General features: G+C 72.9%; 17 protein-coding genes and 1 tRNA gene. 10 read left to right on the forward strand and 8 right to left on the reverse strand.

Annotated elements, in window-relative coordinates; genetic code table 11:
• Positions 1 to 10 precede the first annotated feature (10 nt).
• From fliQ to KMZ30_RS05160, 7 genes are all read left to right on the forward strand, one after another.
• A complete protein-coding gene (fliQ, locus tag KMZ30_RS05130) occupies positions 11 to 280 on the forward strand; it encodes a flagellar biosynthesis protein FliQ (RefSeq protein ID WP_030528550.1) in 270 nt (89 codons plus the stop codon).
• A complete protein-coding gene (locus tag KMZ30_RS05135; RefSeq protein WP_030528551.1) occupies positions 280 to 1,059 on the forward strand; it encodes a flagellar biosynthetic protein FliR in 780 nt (259 codons plus the stop codon). Before fliQ ends, KMZ30_RS05135 begins: the two co-directional genes overlap by 1 nt.
• Positions 1,060 to 1,063: 4 nt before the next feature.
• Positions 1,064 to 2,173 carry an EscU/YscU/HrcU family type III secretion system export apparatus switch protein gene (locus tag KMZ30_RS05140; protein WP_215512291.1) on the forward strand — a complete coding sequence of 370 codons (1,110 nt, stop codon included), beginning with the start codon at positions 1,064 to 1,066 and terminating at the stop codon, positions 2,171 to 2,173.
• Between the two features lie 100 nt (positions 2,174 to 2,273).
• Positions 2,274 to 4,346, forward strand: coding sequence for a flagellar biosynthesis protein FlhA (gene flhA, locus KMZ30_RS05145; RefSeq protein WP_215512292.1), 2,073 nt, complete (start codon positions 2,274 to 2,276; stop codon positions 4,344 to 4,346).
• 1 nt (position 4,347) lies between these two features.
• Positions 4,348 to 4,695, forward strand: coding sequence for a hypothetical protein (locus KMZ30_RS05150; RefSeq protein WP_215512293.1), 348 nt, complete (start codon positions 4,348 to 4,350; stop codon positions 4,693 to 4,695).
• Positions 4,696 to 4,853: 158 nt separating this feature from the next.
• Positions 4,854 to 4,929, forward strand: a tRNA-Thr gene (locus KMZ30_RS05155).
• Between the two features lie 391 nt (positions 4,930 to 5,320).
• A complete protein-coding gene (locus tag KMZ30_RS05160; RefSeq protein ID WP_215519881.1) occupies positions 5,321 to 5,623 on the forward strand; it encodes a hypothetical protein in 303 nt (100 codons plus the stop codon).
• Between the two features lie 75 nt (positions 5,624 to 5,698).
• On the opposite strand, the gene KMZ30_RS05165 is transcribed toward KMZ30_RS05160, so the two are convergent.
• Positions 5,699 to 6,448 (reverse strand): class I SAM-dependent methyltransferase, encoded by a 750-nt coding sequence (locus KMZ30_RS05165; RefSeq protein WP_215512295.1) that lies wholly within the window; start codon positions 6,446 to 6,448, stop codon positions 5,699 to 5,701.
• An 86-nt stretch (positions 6,449 to 6,534) separates the two neighbouring features.
• Between KMZ30_RS05165 and KMZ30_RS05170 the strand changes: the two genes are divergently transcribed.
• Both KMZ30_RS05170 and KMZ30_RS05175 read left to right on the forward strand, forming a co-directional pair.
• Entirely contained in the window at positions 6,535 to 7,797 is a 1,263-nt protein-coding gene (locus tag KMZ30_RS05170) for a phosphotransferase enzyme family protein (RefSeq protein ID WP_226905202.1), read from the forward strand.
• 203 nt (positions 7,798 to 8,000) lie between these two features.
• The gene (locus KMZ30_RS05175) at positions 8,001 to 8,627 is read left to right on the forward strand and encodes a hypothetical protein (RefSeq protein ID WP_215512297.1); all 627 of its coding nucleotides are present in this window, start codon (positions 8,001 to 8,003) and stop codon (positions 8,625 to 8,627) included.
• On the opposite strand, the gene KMZ30_RS05180 is transcribed toward KMZ30_RS05175, so the two are convergent.
• The 5 genes from KMZ30_RS05180 to KMZ30_RS05200 form a co-directional block, all read right to left on the reverse strand.
• On the reverse strand, positions 8,615 to 10,009 hold the full coding sequence (locus KMZ30_RS05180) for a glycosyltransferase (RefSeq protein WP_215512298.1): 1,395 nt from the start codon (positions 10,007 to 10,009) through the stop codon (positions 8,615 to 8,617). The genes KMZ30_RS05175 and KMZ30_RS05180 overlap by 13 nt on opposite strands.
• Positions 10,006 to 11,046, reverse strand: coding sequence for a glycosyltransferase family protein (locus tag KMZ30_RS05185; protein WP_215512299.1), 1,041 nt, complete (start codon positions 11,044 to 11,046; stop codon positions 10,006 to 10,008). The genes KMZ30_RS05180 and KMZ30_RS05185 overlap by 4 nt, the downstream gene beginning before the upstream one ends.
• On the reverse strand, positions 11,043 to 12,194 hold the full coding sequence (locus KMZ30_RS05190; RefSeq protein WP_308279644.1) for a glycosyltransferase family protein: 1,152 nt from the start codon (positions 12,192 to 12,194) through the stop codon (positions 11,043 to 11,045). Before KMZ30_RS05190 ends, KMZ30_RS05185 begins: the two co-directional genes overlap by 4 nt.
• 144 nt (positions 12,195 to 12,338) lie before the next feature.
• Entirely contained in the window at positions 12,339 to 12,983 is a 645-nt protein-coding gene (locus KMZ30_RS05195) for a hypothetical protein (RefSeq protein ID WP_226902032.1), read from the reverse strand.
• 5 nt (positions 12,984 to 12,988) lie between these two features.
• Positions 12,989 to 13,756, reverse strand: a complete 768-nt coding sequence (locus tag KMZ30_RS05200) for a mechanosensitive ion channel family protein (protein ID WP_215519883.1) — start codon at positions 13,754 to 13,756, stop codon at positions 12,989 to 12,991.
• A gap of 180 nt (positions 13,757 to 13,936) precedes the next feature.
• Between KMZ30_RS05200 and KMZ30_RS05205 the strand changes: the two genes are divergently transcribed.
• Positions 13,937 to 14,665 (forward strand): TetR/AcrR family transcriptional regulator, encoded by a 729-nt coding sequence (locus KMZ30_RS05205; RefSeq protein WP_215512301.1) that lies wholly within the window; start codon positions 13,937 to 13,939, stop codon positions 14,663 to 14,665.
• Between the two features lie 580 nt (positions 14,666 to 15,245).
• Here KMZ30_RS05205 and KMZ30_RS05210 read toward each other — a convergent pair.
• Positions 15,246 to 15,827: a TetR/AcrR family transcriptional regulator gene (locus tag KMZ30_RS05210; protein WP_215512302.1), complete on the reverse strand. Its 582-nt coding sequence runs from the start codon at positions 15,825 to 15,827 to the stop codon at positions 15,246 to 15,248.
• Positions 15,828 to 15,947: 120 nt separating this feature from the next.
• The gene (locus tag KMZ30_RS05215; RefSeq protein WP_308279645.1) at positions 15,948 to 16,850 is read right to left on the reverse strand and encodes an alpha/beta hydrolase family protein; all 903 of its coding nucleotides are present in this window, start codon (positions 16,848 to 16,850) and stop codon (positions 15,948 to 15,950) included.
• Positions 16,851 to 17,106 lie beyond the last annotated feature (256 nt).

The raw sequence follows: 17,106 nt of genomic DNA on the forward strand, positions 1-17,106 counted from the left end.
GGGGGAGGACGTGACCGACGCCGACATCGTCCACATCGGGGTGCAGGCCATGATCGTCAGCGCGAAGCTGGCGATGCCCGTGCTGCTCACCGCCCTGGCCATCGGCTTCGTCATCTCGCTCTTCCAGGCGGTCACGCAGGTGCAGGAGGTGACGCTCAGCTTCGTGCCGAAGCTCCTCGGCGTCGCGCTCGTGCTCGTCGTCGCCGGCCACTGGATGCTCCAGGAAGCGGTGTCCTTCACCCGCGCCATGTTCGACCTCCTGCCGCAGCTGCTCACCTGATGACCATCGCGTTCGCCGCCGACTCGCTCGTCACGCTGCTGCTCGCGACGACCCGGCTCTCGGTGTTCTTCCTCCTCGCCCCGCCGTTCAGCAGCAAGGCCGTGCCGGCGCGCGTCAAGGCCGGTCTGGCCGTGGCGCTCTCGCTCGCGGTGCTGCCGGCCATCCGCGGCCAGGCGACGCCGGCGCTCGAGCTCTTCCCGCTGCTCGGCGCGGCGCTGTACCAGGCGGTCGTCGGGGCGGCGATGGGCTTCGTCGTCCTGCTGGCCTTCGCGGTCGTGCAGGCCGCCGGCGAGCTGCTCGACCTCGCGAGCGGCTTCACGCTCGCCTCGCTCTACGACCCGATGTCGAACGCGACGAGCAGCATCTTCGGGCGCATCCACCAGCTGCTCGCGATCACGCTGCTCTTCGCGACCGGCGGGCACCTCTTCCTCGTGCGGGGGCTCATCTCGACGTTCACGGTCCTGCCGCTGCACCCGATGGCCCTCGGCGACCTCGCCCGGCTCGTCACCGACGGCATCGGCACCTTCCTCGGCGGCGCGCTCCAGGTGGCGGCGCCGGTGCTCGTCGTGCTCTTCCTCTCGGAGATCGCGCTCGGCCTCGTGTCGCGAGCCGTCCCAACGCTCAACATCTTCGCGATCAGCTTCCCCGTGAAGATCATCCTCGTCATCTCCTTCGCGGGGATGGCCTTCGCGCTGCTGCCCGGGGTCGTCAGCGAGCTGCTCGACCAGACCGGCCGCGACATGACGTCGGTGGCGCGGATGCTCGGGGCGGGTGGGTGAGCCGGTGAGCGACAAGTCGCAGAAGACCGAGAAGCCCACCCCGCAGCGGCTCAAGAAGGCGCGCCGCGACGGGCAGGTCGCCCGCACCGCCGAGCTCAGCGCGTGGGCGGCCGTCATGCTCGCGTCCGTCGTCCTGCCGCACCTCGTCTCCGGGCTGTCCGAGCTGTTCGCCGCCACCCTCCAGGGGCTGCGCGAGGTCATCCTCGACCCGCAGCCCGAGCGCGGCGTGACCGTGCTGCGGCAGACCGGGATCGACGCCGTCAAGGTGCTCGCGCCGTTCCTCGGCGTCATGGTCGTCGCCGCGCTGGCCAGCAGCGCGGCGCAGGGCGGCATCCGGGTCTACCCCGGCAAGTTCAAGCCCAACTTCGGTGTGCTCAACCCGGCCAAGGGGCTGAAGCAGCTCGTCTCCGCGCACGCCGCGTGGACCCTCGGCAAGACCCTGCTGAAGTTCGTCATCTTCGGGTGGGTCGGGTACACCGAGCTGCGCGACGTCGCGATCCTCATGACGACCCACGGCTCGTGGTCCCTTGGGGCGGCGGCCTCCGCCACCGTCGGCGCCGTGACGCACGTCCTGCGGCTCGTCGCCGGCGTCGGGCTCGTGCTCGCCGCGGCGGACTTCGTCATGGAGAAGCGGCGCATCGGGTCGCAGCTGAAGATGAGCCAGGACGAGATCAGGCGCGAGCACAAGCAGTCCGAGGGCGACCCGCTGCTCAAGGGCATGATCCGCGGCAAGCAGCGCGAGATGAGCCGCAACCGGATGCTCTCCAACCTCGCCTCGGCCGACGTCGTGCTCGTCAACCCGACCCACGTCGCGGTCGCGCTCAAGTACGAGATGGGCCTCGGCGCACCGCGAGTCGTCGCGCGCGGCGCCGGCGCGGCGGCGGCCCGCATCCGCGAGGAGGCGGCCGAGCTGCGGCTGCCGATGGTCGAGGACGTGCCGCTCGCGCGCACCGTCTACCGGATGTGCGACGTCGGCGACGAGATCCCGCCGGAGCTGTTCGACGCCGTCGCCGGCGTGTTCGTCTTCGTCCTCGGGCTCAAGCGCCGCGGCGTGACGAGCGGTTTCCACCGCAGCCCGTACGCGGGCACCGACCGGGCGGGGGTCGCCGCGTGAGCACACCGACCGTCCGCACCCCTCAGGTCACGTCCCCGTCTGCCGATGGGAGTCCCGAGATGACTGCCACCACCCGCTCCCGTCGCCACCGCGAGGTCCGATGAAGAACGCACGGCTGAGCCAGATCGGCATCCCGGCGGCCGTCGTCGGCGTCGTCGTCATGATGGTCGTGCCGGTGCCGAGCATGCTGCTCGACCTGCTGCTGGCCCTCAACCTCACGATCTCGGTGCTCGTCCTGCTCGTGGCCCTGCGCGTGACGCGGCCGCTGGACTTCGCGGTCTTCCCGTCGCTGCTGCTCGTCGCGACGCTCTTCCGGCTGGCGCTCAACATCAGCGCGACCCGCCTCGTGCTCGTCGACGGGTTCGCCGGCAAGGTCATCGAGGCGTTCGGTCACTTCGTCGTCGGCAGCTCGCTCGTCGTCGGCCTCGTCATCTTCCTCATCCTCGTCGTCATCCAGTTCGTCGTCATCACCAACGGTGCCGGGCGCGTGGCCGAGGTGGCCGCCCGCTTCACCCTCGACGCGATGCCCGGCAAGCAGATGGCCATCGACGCCGACCTCAACTCGGGCCTCATCGACGAGGACGAGGCGCGGCGCCGCCGCAAGGAGGTCTCGGGGGAGGCGGACTTCTACGGCGCGATGGACGGTGCCTCGAAGTTCGTCAAGGGCGACGCGATCGCCGCCATCGTCATCACGCTCGTCAACCTCATCGGCGGCCTCGTCATCGGCGTCGTCCAGAACGGCCAGGCCGTCGGGGACGCGGTCCAGACCTACAGCCTCCTGTCGGTCGGCGACGGCCTCGTCTCGCAGATCCCCGCCCTGCTGCTGTCGATGTCGACCGGCATCATCGTCACCCGCGCCTCGACCGAGCGCGACATGGGCGGCGACATCATCCACCAGTTCGGCCAGCAGCGCGGGGCCATCCAGATCGCCGGCGTCGTCATCATGGCGCTGGCCCTCGTGCCGGCCCTGCCGAAGCTGCCGTTCATCCTCATCGGCGGGGGCGCGGTGCTCCTGGCCCGCGCGATGCCGAAGCTCGAGGAGCGCGAGGAGGCCCGCCGCGCCGAGGAGGCCGCCGCCGAGCGCGAGGCCCTGCCGTCGCCGGACAGCCCGCAGGTCCTCGCCCACGACATCCGCGTCGAGCCGCTCGAGCTCGAGCTGGCCTTCGACCTCATCGGCCTCGTCGACGCCGACAACGGCGGCGACCTGCTCGGCCGGGTCAAGGCGCTGCGCCGCAAGCTCGCGATGGAGCTCGGCGTCGTCATCCCGCTCGTGCGCACCCGCGACAACCTCGACCTGCCCTCGCACACCTACGCGATCCGGGTCCACGGCGTCGAGGTCGCCCGTGGCGAGGCGCCCGCCGGGCACGTGCTCGTCATCGGCGACGCCATCGCGCACCTCGAGGGCATCCCGACCCGCGAGCCGGTGTTCGGCCTCGAGGCCAAGTGGGTCGCCGCGCACCTGCGCGGCCGCGCCGAGGCCCTCGACGGCACGGTCGTCGACCGCTCGTCGGTCATCACCACGCACCTCGCCGAGACCGTGCGCCGGCACGCCGCCGACCTGCTCGGCCGCGAGGACGTCAAGCTGCTCGTCGACGCCGTCCGCTCGACGCACCCGCAGGTCATCGAGGAGCTCACCCCCAACCCGCTCGCGCTCGGCGAGATCCAGCGCGTCCTCAAGGGGCTGCTCGTCGAGGGCGTCGGCATCCGCGACCTCGTCCGGATCTTCGAGGCGATCTCGCTGCGGGCCCGCGTCACCACCGACCCCGACCAGCTCGTCGAGGCCGCTCGCCTGGCCCTGGGCCCGGCCATCGCCGCGTCGCACGCCTCCAACGGCGACCTGCACGTGCTGACCTTCGAGCCGCGGCTGGAGCAGAAGCTGCTCGAGTCGCTGCGCTCCGGTGACGGCGGCCCTCAGCTGCTGCTCGACCCCTACTTCGCCGACCGGCTCGCCACCGAGGCCGCCCGCGTCTCGCGCACGGTCGAGGAGGGCGGCGTGCAGCCGGTGCTCGTGTGCGCGCAGCCGCTGCGGCGGGCGGTGCGCCGGCTCGTCGAGGGCGCGGCCCCGCAGCTGCCGGTGCTCGCGTACCAGGAGCTTGGTGGCCACCTGCGCCTGACCACGGCCGGCGTCGTCGACGTCGCCGCCGCCGACGCGCTCGGCACGGCGGGGGTCTGACGTGGGCCGCAAGAAGGGTGGGGGAGAGGCGAAGGCCAAGACCGCGAAGCCGCACTCGCCGGAGCGCTTCGCGTTCGGCGCGCTCTTCGGGGTCGCGCTGTTCGTCCCCGCGGGGATGCTCGTCTACGCCGGCAACCTCTCGATCGACCAGGCCGTGTACCGCTTCGGCCTCGCGTGGCTCGTCGCGGTCGTCGGCGTCGGCATCGTCGCCTCGACGCTCCAGAACCCGGTCGTCCGTACGCCTGCTGCGGCTCCTGTGCCCGTGGCGGCGCCCCCGGCGGAGCAGCAGCCGGTCGACGAGACGATGGCCCTCCCCACCACCGACCCCGCGGACCCGCAGGCCGGCTGACCCCGCGCCGGTTCGAGGTGAAACCCGACCACGTCAGGGTCGGTTTTCACCTCCACCGGATGAGCTGCGCGGGGGTCCGTTACGCGCTGCCCTAAAGCCGCGCATCGGGCTGTGGAGCGGCCGATAGAGTGTGGGGCCGTCGGCCTCCGGGTCGGCCCGCTGGCGTGGCGCAATCGGTAGCGCACCTGTCTTGTAAACAGGGGGTTGGGGGTTCGAGTCCCCCCGCCAGCTCCATCTCGGTCTCGCTGCGCCCGGTGGTGTCGTTGATGGCGTCACAGCCGGGGTGATGACCCCAGCTGCGACGCCACGAGCCGCGACAGTGGCTCGCGTGAGGCCTGACATCGCTTCGGCTGATCCTTGACGCTCTTCCATGAGGTACAAGTTTGTGGCTGAGCAGCGGCACAGACCGGCACTGCCGCCACCCCGTCGAGTGGGTAGAACACGCCGTCTGCGGCCCCCCGCAGACGGCGTGTTCTACTCACTCGACTCGGCCGAGCGTCCATCCGCTGCGAGCAGACCGGATCTGCGCCGGCGGACGGGGCCCACCCGTGGCCAGCGAAGGCGCGCTGCCCGGCGACCTGTGCCTCTTGCATCGCCTCGCCGGGTGGGCGTATTGATCTCTGTCATGAACTGGGACGCTCTCGGCAAGGCCATCGGATGGCTTCCCGGCGCCGCGGTCGGAAGCCTGGTCGGCGGAGTGTTCGCGGCAGTCACGTTCGGTTCCTTCGCGACGTCATGCCCCATCGGTGGCCCGTTCACCGGCATCGGAGGAGCCGTGACGCAGCTGAGCCAGGAGTGCGTCCGGTCCCCGTTCGGCGACATGGGGTTGGTCGCCTACCTGACCGCGATGGCCTTCCTCGGGGCCGCGGTGGGCGTCGTGCTCCACGCTGCCCTTCATCGCGACGAGGGCCACGAGTCTCCGCGCTGAGCCCACGATGCGGACCGCGAACTGGTTGCGGCGCAGCGCTGGCCGGAGACTGCTGCCCGCCCTCAGCGGTGGCGCCTATCGCCTCGCGGCGATGAGGTGGCGGGTGGAGTGCGCCACGAAGGGTCGACCGGCCCGCATCCCCGCATCGAGCTCGCGCAGCTGACGCTCGTACCGGTCGACGCCGAAGTCCGGGACCCACCAGACGCACTTGCGCAGGATCCAGACGACGGCGCCGACGTCGTGGAACTCCATCCGGCACCTGGCCGTCCGGAGGGTCTCGACGGTCAACCCGGCGGCCTCGGCGTCGCTCGCCTCGCGACGGGGGTCACGTCCCAGGCGCTGCTCGGGGAGCGGCCCGAGCAGGTGCTCGATCAGCTCGAACGCCGAGGCCGGGCCGACGTGCTGGGCGAGGTAGAGCCCGTTCGGCCGCAGCACCCGGTGGATCTCCGGCCAGTCGGGCCGGACCGGGTGACGGGCCGTGACCAGGTCGAAGGACCGGTCCGGGAACGGCAGCGGTGCCCCGTCCGTCGTCTCGACGACCCGGACGCCGCGCGGTCCCAACGTCTCCCGCGCCCGCTCGGCGTTCGGCGGCCAGGACTCCGTGACCACCATCGTCGCGGGAAGCACCGGTGCCTCATCGACGACCTCGCCGCCCCCGGTGTCGAGGTCCAGCGCGCGACCGACCGTCGCGAGCCGCTCCGCGAGGAGGCGGGCGAAACCCCACGGAGGGCGCTCCTCGACGGCCCGGCCCTGCAGCCATCCGAAGCCCCACCCGGTGACGTCCGCCGCCTCGGCCTCGGCCACCAGCTCGTCGAACGTGCGCACGGGACTACACCCTCCCAGATAGCCCGGCGCCAGGTGGTCGGGTGATCCGGGAGGATGGCTCGGTGGTGACCACGGCTCGTTCGTCGATGGATGCGGCCGTGCGGCAGGTGTGTGGACGAGCCGTCGACCGGCTGGTCGGCCTGACCGGTGGGGGCATGAACGAGACCTACCTCGCCGGGCTGTCCGGCGGGAGCGAGGTGGTCGTGCGGGTGGCCAAGCATCCGGTGCCGTGGTTCGCCGACGAGCCACGCCTGATGGAGCAGGCGCGCGCAGCGGGTGTGCCAGCGCCGGCGCCGCTGGGGGTCCAGCACGTCGAGGACGAGACGAGCGTGCTGTCCTTCTGCGTGCTCGATTTCATCCCCGGCCGGTCCCTGGACACGCTGGGCGCCGAGCTGCCGACCCGCGACCTCGAGCGGTTGACGGCCGATGCGGGCGAGCTCCTCGCGCGGATCCACACGCTGGCTCCAGCGGGTGGGACCCGTCACGAGCTCCGGCCCCCGGACGACGCCGCGACGGCGCGGGCGCTGGTCACCGTGGGGCGGGAGGTCGGCGATGCCGGGGTCACGATCGTCGAACGGGGCGTCGAGCTCGCGCGCCGGGTGGCGCACCGCCCTCTCGGCCCACTGCCCTTGGCGCACGGGGACTTCATGCCCAAGAACCTCGTGGTCGACGACCGCAGGATCGTCGGCGTCATCGACTGGGAGTTCGCCGGGCCGGCGCCACCGGCCTTCGACCTGGCGCGGTGGGAGGTCTCCGCCGGCGACCCGTGGCACGACTGGTCGGAGGTGCTGTGCCGCGGTTACGCGCGCGTCGCGGATCCGACGTCGGCGGCCGCGGGGCTGGTCCCGGCCTTCGCCGTCGGCTGGGCGCTGGAGAAGCTGGGCTGGAGGAACCCCGCGGGCGCCGTCCAGGTCCGGCGATGCCTCGAGGTGATCGACAGGTACGCGAACGCCGGATGGCGCGGCCCGGTCGGTCCTGGGGTCGGTGACGCCGCATCCGGCGTGCGATCACCGTCGCTGGAGCCGCCACGCAGCCTCGAGCGCGTCCTCGATGGCACCCGCATCACCGTTGGCGAGGTCCGCCACGACCATCATGTGCGTGGCGAAGCGGGGCGGGATGCTGAACGTCGCGGGGAACTGCGTGACGATCTGGTCCCGGTAGTCGAGGTCCGCCCGGAGCACGACGTGGGAGTCGTCGAGCTGACGAGCGACCAACCGGCCGTCGTACCGCCAGTGGGTCCGGCCGTCCGACCGGGTGGCCCGCACCCCCGCGAGCCCGGCCGCCAGCTCGTCCAGCTCCGACATCTCCACGGGTCGCACCTTCCCTCGGGCTCTGCCGTCGCACCCTAGCGAGAGCCGACCGGTGTGGGGCCGCTCGTGCTCCCCCCGACCGGTCCACGAACACGTGGAGGATCGGCCCCCTCGTCGGTGCTCGGCGTCGTCCGTGGTCCCGATCCCCCTGCACCGATCGCTCGAGGTGACGGCGCCGTCACCGAGACTCGACCCATGACACCTGCCTCCTGCGCCATGCCCCTCGCCGACGTGGTCCGCTGATGGCGTTGCTCGACGCGGGGTCGGGGCTGCTGTTCACGGCGGCACCCGGCACGGCCAGCACGGCGCTGCGCGAGGCCCTGTTCGCGCGGGGCGGTGTCGTCGAGGTGCCCGCCGCCGACGCAGTGCGGGTCGAGGGCATCGACGTCAAGCACGCGACCGCCGCCCAGCTCGTCAGTGCCGGGTTCCTGGCACCGGACCACGGGCTGCGCGTGGTCACGACGACCCGCAACCCGTTCGACTTCTACGTCGCGGAGTACGAACGCAGCCGCCGTCGCTGGGTGCACGAGCTGCGGCAGCCGGACTCCTGGGTGTACGCCACCCCCGGCGCGGTCGGGCGCATCGTGGATGCCGTGACGCTCGAGTTCGGCGAGTGGCTTGCGCTGGCCATCGATGGCCCCGGCGAGCGGCGCGTCAACCGTGGCCACGTCGAGGAAGCCGACGTCGTCCTGCGGATGGAGCACCTGGAGGAGGACCTCCACAACCTGCTCGGCCTCGAGCTCGCCGTCGCGCCCACCAACGTCACCGACCGCGAGCGGGCCTACTGGCGTGCGTACGACGCCGCCAGCCGCGCCCTCGTGCAGACCGCCCACGCCGCCGACCTCGAGCGGTTCTCCTACGCGTTCTGACCGCGCGACCGACCCGACCCCCCCGGTCCTGCGAGCCCGGCCTTCAGCAGACGACCCGCCACGCCGGAACCGGTCGGCGTGACGTCCACGGCTGCGGCGGAAAGCGGCTGCGAGGCAACGAGGTCCGGCCGGTCCCAGAGCGCGGCCCGACGTAGCGCTCGCAGCGACCGGACCTCGAGGAGCGGCCGGCGGTCGTGCTCGACGGTGACCGATGCCGGAGCGTCGGCCCGGTCCACGTCGGAGAGCAGCCGGTGCCAGGTCGCGGGGGAGGCGTGGGCGGGCGCGTGCACGTGGACGTGGCGCCGGTAGCGCCCGACCGTGTCCAGCAGCGCCACGTCGGGGACGCCGTCGACGTCCCCGTCGGGGCGAGGACGCACCCGGTGCTCCTGCGGCAGCAGCGCCGCGTGGGCGTCGCCGAGAAGCAGTCGTGCGGTCGGAACGGCCTGGAGGAGGGGGTCGAGCGTGATGACGAGGGCGGCGAGGTCGACGCCGGGTGGCACCGTCACGACCACGTCGTCCGCGCCCAGGTCGAGGGCCCGGGTGGTGACCCCGGGGACGCCGACGCGAGTGGCGACGGCGAGCGACTCGAGGTCCTTCGCGTGGACGGCGCCCTCGCGTCCCCAGTCCCGGGGCTCCTCGCCCGCGTCGGGGCCGTCGTGCCAGACGGTCGCGTCGGCGGCGTGGGCGAGCAGGCCACCGGCCTCCCAGGCGCGCGCGGCCCACTCCCAGTCCTCGCCGCCGTAGGTGGTGAACCCCTCGTCGAAGCCACCGACGTGGTCGAACCACCAGCGGCTGCACGCCACCGCCGCCGAGATCACGTGCCGGAACGAGAGCGCGTCGGCGTGGAGCAGGTCGGCCGAGCCGGCGTACGCCTCCCGCAGCCACGCCGGCTCGGGCAGCTCGTGCGCGGGTCCGTTGGTCTCGACGGGCGCATCGAGCGGGACGGTCGCGAGGTCGGCGTGCCGTCGCCGACCGACGACGACGGCCTCCGGCAGCAGCCGCGGCAGCCGTGTGACGGCGCGGAGGAACGACGGCTCGGGCGTGGAGTCGGCGTCGAGGAAGACGAGCACGTCGGCCCGGGTCCGCCGAGCACCGGCGTTGCGGGCGGCGGCCGCCCGGAAGCCGCGGTCCTCCTGCGTCACCAGGCCCACGCCGTCGGGGACGCGCGGCAGCGGGTCGCTGCCGTCGTCGGTGACGACCACCTCGACCGCGTCCGCGGGGTAGTCCTGGCGAGCGAGTGCGTGGAGGGTGCGGTCGAGCTCACGCTGCTGGCGGTAGTGGAGCACCACGACACCGACGCTGCGGACCGGCGCGTCCTGCCCCTCGACGAGGTCCCAGCGGTTGCCCGGTACGGCTGCGCCCCACGGGGGTTGCGGACTCACCGCGCCCACCAGGACCGGTAGGTGCGCACCACGTCGTCCAGCGTGTGGGGCGGCCGGTAGTCGGGGGGCAGCCAGGTCCGCGCGGGGTCGTCCAGTGCCAGGGCGGCCTCGGCCGGCCAGGCGTCGAGACCGCGGACGAGGTGGGCACCCGGACGCAGCTCGTCGAGCTCGACCGTGGAGGGGTGCTCCCGCAGGAGGGGTCGCCGGCCTGCGGCCACCCAGCTGTTGACCGACCCGGACGCCGACGGATGCCGGTGTGCGGCAACCGGCACCGTGGTCTCGTGCATCGCCCGGACCAGGGCGTCGTCGTCGAGGTACCCGGTGACGTGCCACGCCACCCCGAGGCGGTCGGCGAGGCGCGCCAGGTCGTCCGCGAGCTCGTCGTGGCCGGCGACCACACCCCCGAGGGCGGCGACACCGAGGGCGCGGCCGGTCGAGCGCAGGGCCGCCGCGAGCTCGATGGCCTCCTCGTGGCCCTTGTCGGGGTAGACCCAGCCGACCAGCCCGATCCACCCGTCCCGGGCCTGCGGTACGGCGGTCGGCAGGACGGCCGAGCCCGCGCCCACGGCTCGCGTCGGGCCGGTCGACCGGGGCTCCAGCACGATGGGGAGAGGGATGACCTCCGGGCCGCGGGGCGCCTGTGGCAGGGCTGCCGCGGCGAGGGTCGCCTCCCAGCGGCTGTTGACCGCCCACGCGGACGAGCGCGCCACCAGGTGGGAGTAGACCGCCGCGCGCCGCCCCCATCGCGACCCCTCGGCCGGCTGCGGGACGTCGTGGAGGGTGAGGCTCAGCCGGGTCCGGGATGCCCACGCGACCACGACCTCGCGGGCCGCCTCCGGGGAGCCGAACAGGCCGGTGGAGAAGTGCAGATGGACCGGGCGGCCGTGGAGCCGGGCGGGTACCTCGTGGCCCCGGACGACCGGGGCGCCGGCCGCGTCGGCCACCTGGCGGGCGAGCAGCGTGACCCCGTGCCGGTCGGGACCCGGGAGCCAGTGCACCGGCAGGTCGTCGACCTGCGGGGCCGTCGCCTCGCTCATCCTGCGGACCCCCGGGCGAGGAGCGCGGCGTACACCTGCGCGTGCACGGCGCGCACCTCGGTGACCTGCCGCGCGCGGGCGTCGGCATCGGCACCCGGGAGACCTGCGGCGCGCAGCCGGAGCGCACCCTCGACGGCGCCGAGCAGCGACGCCTCGTCGGCGCCGTCCAGCCGCCACCGGTAGACGCCCTCCGGCCGCTGGTCGACGAGGTGGCCGACGTCCGGCGCGACGACGCTCGTGCCGAGGTCGTGGCACGCCTCCAGCCATCCCGAGTGCGTCCCGTGCCGGTAGGGCAGGACGGCGACGTCGAGCGAGGCCAGGTGCGACCACAGGGTGTCGTCGTTCATGGGCTGATGCACGACGAGCCGGACGCCGTCGGCGGTGGCCTCGGCCAGCGCGCGGCACGCCTGACGGGCCCGGTCGTCCGGCGGTGCGTCCCAGGTCCGTTCGTGCACCCACACGCAGACGTCGGCCTCGGGCATTTCCCGGGCCAGGTGGCGCAGCGCGGGCAGCAGGCCGACGGCGTCCGTGCCGGCCCGCAGGTCCTTCAGCGTCGTCCCGACGACTGGGCGTCTCGCCGGCGCGGCGGCCATCCGCGCGTCACGCGCCGCGCGCATACTGGACAGCGGGACGAGGTGGGGGTGCGGCACGACGATTGCCGTTCGGTGCCAACGTCGTTCGATCTCGGCCGCGGCCCCGGGGGTCAGCGTCAGCACCGCGTCGGCGGCCTCGACGAGGACGGAGAGCCGCTCCTCGTGGCCGGCCTGGTCGTGCAGGTGGGGGTTCTCCAGGTCGTGGACGGTCTGGACGAGCGGTCGGCCCGTCTCCCGCAGGGTGCGGATGGTCTGGTCGAGCGTGGACAGCGGCACCTGCTCCACGCCGAAGTGGACGTGCATGAGGTCGAAGTCGGAGCGTGCGACCCACTCGGGGGTCAGCATCCGCGGCGGCCACCAGCGAGCCCCGGCCACCTCACCCTCCAGGTCGGGATGGGGGTCCGGCAACGCGGCGAACCCGGCCTCGACGGGCATGACCGTCCGCGAGTACGCGTGCCCACCGGGCACCACAGCCACCGTGCGGACCCGTCCCGGCTGGTCGACGAGCACGCGGGCGCCTGCATCAGGCTGGACGGCGAGGGGCACGGACGTCACTCCCGGGATGGTGGGGACGAGGCCGCTGCCTCGCCGGTCGGTATCCCACCGGCTCTACCCACCGGCGGCGCGGGCCACGCATCCTGCCTCCGCCGGCCGGTGACGGGGCGCCCTCCGCGCGAGGGCGCCCCGTCCGGTCACACGTCAGGCCCCGAGGCCGGCGCGGTCGACCTTGCGGTGGAAGCGCATCCCGGCGAGGCCGCCGAGGACGGCCCCGAGCAGGCTGACGACGGCGACACCGACGAGCGCGAGGATGCCGGCGGTGCCGACGTCGCCCTCGCCGACGGGGAGCCGGGGGAAGCTGTTGAGCTGGCCGAGCACGTTGTACCGGTCACCGGCGACGAGGCCGAGGACGGCGACGACGAGCGCGATGACGAGGGCCCAGAGCCAGACGGCGAGGCCCTGCTTGGCGCCGTTGAACCGGGCCATCCGGCCGGCCACGTACCCGCCGCAGTAGTACGCGACGAAGAGGACGACGAGCAGTGCGATGCCGCCGGCGAGCCCCACGGTGGTGGGGTCGCTGGTGGCGCGATCGGCGGCGTCCTGGACGTCGGTGCCGGTCGCGATGCCGACGCCGGTGCCGGCGGCGGCCACGAGCGCGGTGAGGAGCACGGCGGAGCCGGTGGCGGTCAGCCAGCCGAAGAAGGCGGAGCCGACCTTGATGCCGCCGTATCGCTCCTTCTCGGCGTCGAGCACCTCGTGACGCGTGGGTGCGGCGTCGCGCGGCACGGTGTCGCGGGGGGTCTCGGTGTGGTCCACGGTGGTCCTGTCCTCGTGCGGGGTGGCCATGGCGGTCAGCGGGGGGTGCTGGCGTCGTACGCCGAGGTGGGCTGGGTCGCGGCGCGCGTCTGGCGCGCGGCGTCGCGGGCCTGGTCCTCGACGCTCGGAGCGCCGGCGACGTGGGCGCGCACCTTGGGAGCCTCCTCCTCGACCGTGCCGAGGTAGCGCTCCCAGCGCGACTGCATCGGCTTGACCAGGCCGCCGCCGACACCGACGACGAGGATGCCGCCGATGGTCGCGAGGACCGCGACGAGCACGGGCGTGGTGACGGTCGTGGCGATGCCGACCTGGTTGAGCGCGGCGATGACGCCGAGACCGAGGATGAAGACGCCGGCGATGTTCGCCAGGACCTTGCCGTACGAGAGACCGCCCAGCGTGTTCTGGATCAGGCCCTTGACCGCGGCCGAGACGGCGGCGGCCACGACGACGATGACGATGGCGACGAAGACGCGCGGCAGGAAGGCGATGACGCCGGTCAGCAGCTCGCTGATGGGGTTGGGCCCGAAGGCGCTGAAGGCCAGCTGCAGGGTGAAGAGCAGGATCGCGTAGTAGACGATCTTCGCGAGGATGTCGGAGGCGTCGTACGACGAGGACTCGAGCATCCGGCCGATGCCGCCACGCTCGATGGCGCGGTCGAACCCGACGCGCGTGAGGACGGCCGAGACCGCCTTGGCCAGGGCCTTCGCGACGACGAAGCCGATCAGCAGGATGACGAGGAACAGGAGCAACCTGGGGACGAAGGTGGCGACCGCCGCCAGGGCGTCGCGCAGTGCGTCGTTCATGGAAAGCCTTTCGGAGGGGCCGCTGGGGCGGCTCACGGAGCGCGCCGAGAGCGGCGCCCACGTGGCGTACCCCGGGTGTTTACGACGTAAACATCGGACCGTCCCGGCCGGCCGCGTCCTGCCCCGGTCCTGCTGTCGCGCCCCCGTGGCAGGGTGGGGTGACACCCGCGAGGAGGTCGCATGCCACCGACGGACGAGCTGTCGCCGCAGGACAGGGCCGAGCCGCGCCGCCCGCTCGACCGTGAGGTGGTGGTCGCGGAGGCCATCGCGATGATCGACGCCGAGGGGCTCGAGGCGCTGACCATGCGCTCGCTGGGAGCGCGGCTCGGGGTCGAGGCGATGGCGCTCTACCGCCACGTCAACGGGCGCGAGGACCTGCTCGAGGCGATCGTCGACTCGCTCGTCGACTCCATCGCCGTCGACCCCGGCGACCTCTTCGAGCCGGCCGACGGGTGGCAGGCGTTCCTCCAGTGGATGGCGCACTCGGTGCGCTCGCTCGCCGTCGCCCACCCGGCGGTCTTCCCGCTGGTCGCGACCCGCCACCCGGCGGCGCCGTGGCTGCGACCCCCGCTGCGCAGCCTGCGCGTCGTCGAGGGGTTCCTCGACGGGCTGACCCGCCGTGGCTTCACCGACGCCCAGGCCGTCGAGGCCTACCGCGTCTTCACGAGCTTCCTGCTCGGCCACCTGCTGCTCGAGGTCGCGACGCTCGGCGCGACGACCTCGCCGGTGGAGGAGCCGCTCGACGAGGGCGGGGCCGCCGTCCGCCCGCCGGGGGAGGAGGTGTCGGTCGAGGACTTCCCGACGATCCTGCGGACCGCGCCGCTCCTCGCCGAGGACCACACGGTCGAGGAGTTCGAGCGGTCGCTCGAGGCGCTGCTCGACCGGCTGGACCTCGTCCTCTCGCAGTGACGTCCCAGCCGACGCACGAGGTGAACGGGCGTCATCGGACGCATTTGTTCTCAGCATCCAAGAGCCGCGCGGCGCTCTTCGCGGTCGGGCCCATGACGACGATTCCGCTGCATCCGTGGCGGTTTCGTCACAATGCTTCGGAATGAGTGCACGGTCGTGGAGATTTCTGACTCATCCGTTCGGCCGATCTTCAGGGCGGAACCCATCCATTCCGAGCGCCGAGGGTAAAGGCCCGGTAAAGTCATCGTCAGCAGAAGGGCAGGACAGAGGGTCGCAGGGGCCCGACGAAATCCGGTCTGCGACAGCCCACAGGGCTTGGCAGGGAAGCCACCCGAGAAGTCTTCGGGACGACAAGTGAATCCAGCAGTTCGGGTCAGTACTCACCCACTCCGTGCAGGGCGGAACCGGTGAGGAAGGACGAACCACCAAGGGCGCAGGGGCTCGCGGTGGACCGGACTCACGGCCAGGCGGCCTGGCCGGCTCCGCAGGGGGAGCTGACGCCACAGCCGCCGAACCGACACCACGGCGCCCCGTCCGACCACCAGGTCGGGCGGGGCGCCGCGCGTGTGCACAGCGACGGTCAGCCGGGCTCCCGCAGGCCGGCGAGCATCATCTCGACCGCCGAACGCGGGGCGTACCGGGGGTCCTGCTCTCCGCCGATGCACAGGTTCCCGATGCTCCGCAGGAGCTGGTAGGCGCCGACGTCGCGACGGAGCTCACCGGCGGCGGAGGCCGCGGAGAGGAGGTCGCCACACACCGGGACAAGTCGCTCGACGAAGAACTCGTGGAGTGGCGCGAGCGCGGCGTCGTCGGAGTTGAGCGCCTCGGCCAGGCCGCGCTTGGTCACGAGGAAGTCGACGAAGAGATCGAGCCACCGCGTGAGTGCGACGACCGGTGAGCCGCACTCCTGCAGCAGAGCGGGACCGGCCGCTGCACAGGCCTCCACCTGGTGTCGATAGACCGCGACGATGAGGTCGGCGCGGGTGGGGAAGTGGCGGTAGATCGTCCCGAGGCCCACCCCGGCGCGAGCCGCGATGTCCCGCACGGGAACGTCCACCCCCGAGTCGACGAAGGCTCGGGCTGCCGCCTCGAGCAGGTTCTCCTGGTTGCGGCGCGCGTCGGCACGCTGGGCCGGTCGCTCTGGAGAGGGCGGCGCAGCCATGAGGTTCCGTTCGGTCGGAGGCGGTCGAGCAGGGGTCCGCACGTTAGGGGAACGGCGTTCCGCCGACAAGTCCCGCAGGCGTCGCGGGGCTGTGCTCGCGCGACGGCTCCGGGCCGGGGGTCAGTTCTTCCGCTCCAGCCTCGCGCCGTGCCGATCCTGCAGGTCCCGGGAGAGCGAGTCCCACGCGCCGTCCGTCGTGCCGAGCAGGTCTCGCAGGTACGCGCTCACCGCGTCGGCGACGAGCTCGACGCGCGCGGGGTCCGGGTCGGTCGTCTCGCTGACGGCCTCACCGGCGATGCCGCCCAGCGTGTGCTCACCGCCTGGCACGACGAGGAGGTTCTTGGGCGAGGGGCTCAGCTCGTAGGCGTCGAGGAACCAGTCGGGTCCGCGCGTGGACATCTTCGACTGGTCCTTCTCTCCCGCGATGACGAGGGCGGGCGCCGTCATCGTGCTGTAGTCGGGCCTCATGAAGGGCAGGTGCTCCTCCGCGAACGGGACGAGCGAGTCACCGGTGCCGGTGGCCGCGATGAGGACGCCGCCGCGGATGCCCGGTCGCGCGAAGTCCTCTCCGGGTGTCCCGGCGGCGTCGAGGACGCGGGCGCCCAGCAGGGTCCCCACCGTCTGCGCGCCCCACGAGTGACCGACGAGGGCCACGCGGTCGAGGTCGACGCGACCCGCGAGCCCCGCGTCGACGACGATCTCGACCAGGTGATCGAGGACGGCGTCGAGATCGGCGATCCGGGTCCGCCAGATGGACGGGTGGCGAGGGTCACCGAACCCGATCCCGAGTCGGCGGCTGTCGAGGTGGGTCGGCTGGATCACGACGAAACCGGCTGCCGCCCAGCGGTCCACGAGTGGCTCGTAGCCGTCCATCGACCATGCGTTGCCGTGGGAGAAGACGATCACGGGCAGGTCGTGCCCACCGTGCGGCGACGTCACCTTGACGTGCAGCTCGACCTCGCGGCCGGGCGACGGCACGACGAGAGGCTTGATGGCGATGATGCGTGGGGTGATGTCGGGCACGGTGTTCCTTCTTCCGGGGCGTCACGTCCCGCGGTCGCGGAACGCTGTTCCGCAACCTTAACGGAACATTGCTCCGCTTCAACGTGCGTGCCCTCGGAAGGGCGGGTCCGGACACCCCCATGGCGGGCCAGGGCTTCGCGGCTTCGTGCCCGCCGTCGCCGCGGCGGGTGGCCGCAGTGACCGACGGCCGGCCAGATGCCCCTCCTCCGTCCGTGCCTTTTCTCGCGATCGACCAATCCGTCGGGACGAGCACCCC

The organism is Phycicoccus mangrovi, assembly GCF_018729305.1.
In the GTDB taxonomy this organism is placed as follows: Bacteria; Actinomycetota; Actinomycetes; order Actinomycetales; family Dermatophilaceae; genus Phycicoccus; species Phycicoccus jejuensis.

What these genes read in the sequence shown, in the direction of transcription:
- KMZ30_RS05135 (WP_030528551.1), top strand. Translation starts at nt 280, where the DNA reads ATGACCATCGCGTTCGCCGCCGACTCGCTCGTCACGCTGCTGCTCGCG.
- flhA (WP_215512292.1), top strand. Translation starts at nt 2,274, where the DNA reads ATGAAGAACGCACGGCTGAGCCAGATCGGCATCCCGGCGGCCGTCGTC.
- KMZ30_RS05160 (WP_215519881.1), top strand. Translation starts at nt 5,321, where the DNA reads ATGAACTGGGACGCTCTCGGCAAGGCCATCGGATGGCTTCCCGGCGCC.
- KMZ30_RS05170 (WP_226905202.1), top strand. Translation starts at nt 6,535, where the DNA reads ATGGATGCGGCCGTGCGGCAGGTGTGTGGACGAGCCGTCGACCGGCTG.
- KMZ30_RS05175 (WP_215512297.1), top strand. Translation starts at nt 8,001, where the DNA reads ATGGCGTTGCTCGACGCGGGGTCGGGGCTGCTGTTCACGGCGGCACCC.
- KMZ30_RS05185 (WP_215512299.1), bottom strand. Translation starts at nt 11,046, where the DNA reads ATGAGCGAGGCGACGGCCCCGCAGGTCGACGACCTGCCGGTGCACTGG.
- KMZ30_RS05195 (WP_226902032.1), bottom strand. Translation starts at nt 12,983, where the DNA reads ATGGCCACCCCGCACGAGGACAGGACCACCGTGGACCACACCGAGACC.
- KMZ30_RS05200 (WP_215519883.1), bottom strand. Translation starts at nt 13,756, where the DNA reads ATGAACGACGCACTGCGCGACGCCCTGGCGGCGGTCGCCACCTTCGTC.
- KMZ30_RS05205 (WP_215512301.1), top strand. Translation starts at nt 13,937, where the DNA reads ATGCCACCGACGGACGAGCTGTCGCCGCAGGACAGGGCCGAGCCGCGC.
- KMZ30_RS05210 (WP_215512302.1), bottom strand. Translation starts at nt 15,827, where the DNA reads ATGGCTGCGCCGCCCTCTCCAGAGCGACCGGCCCAGCGTGCCGACGCG.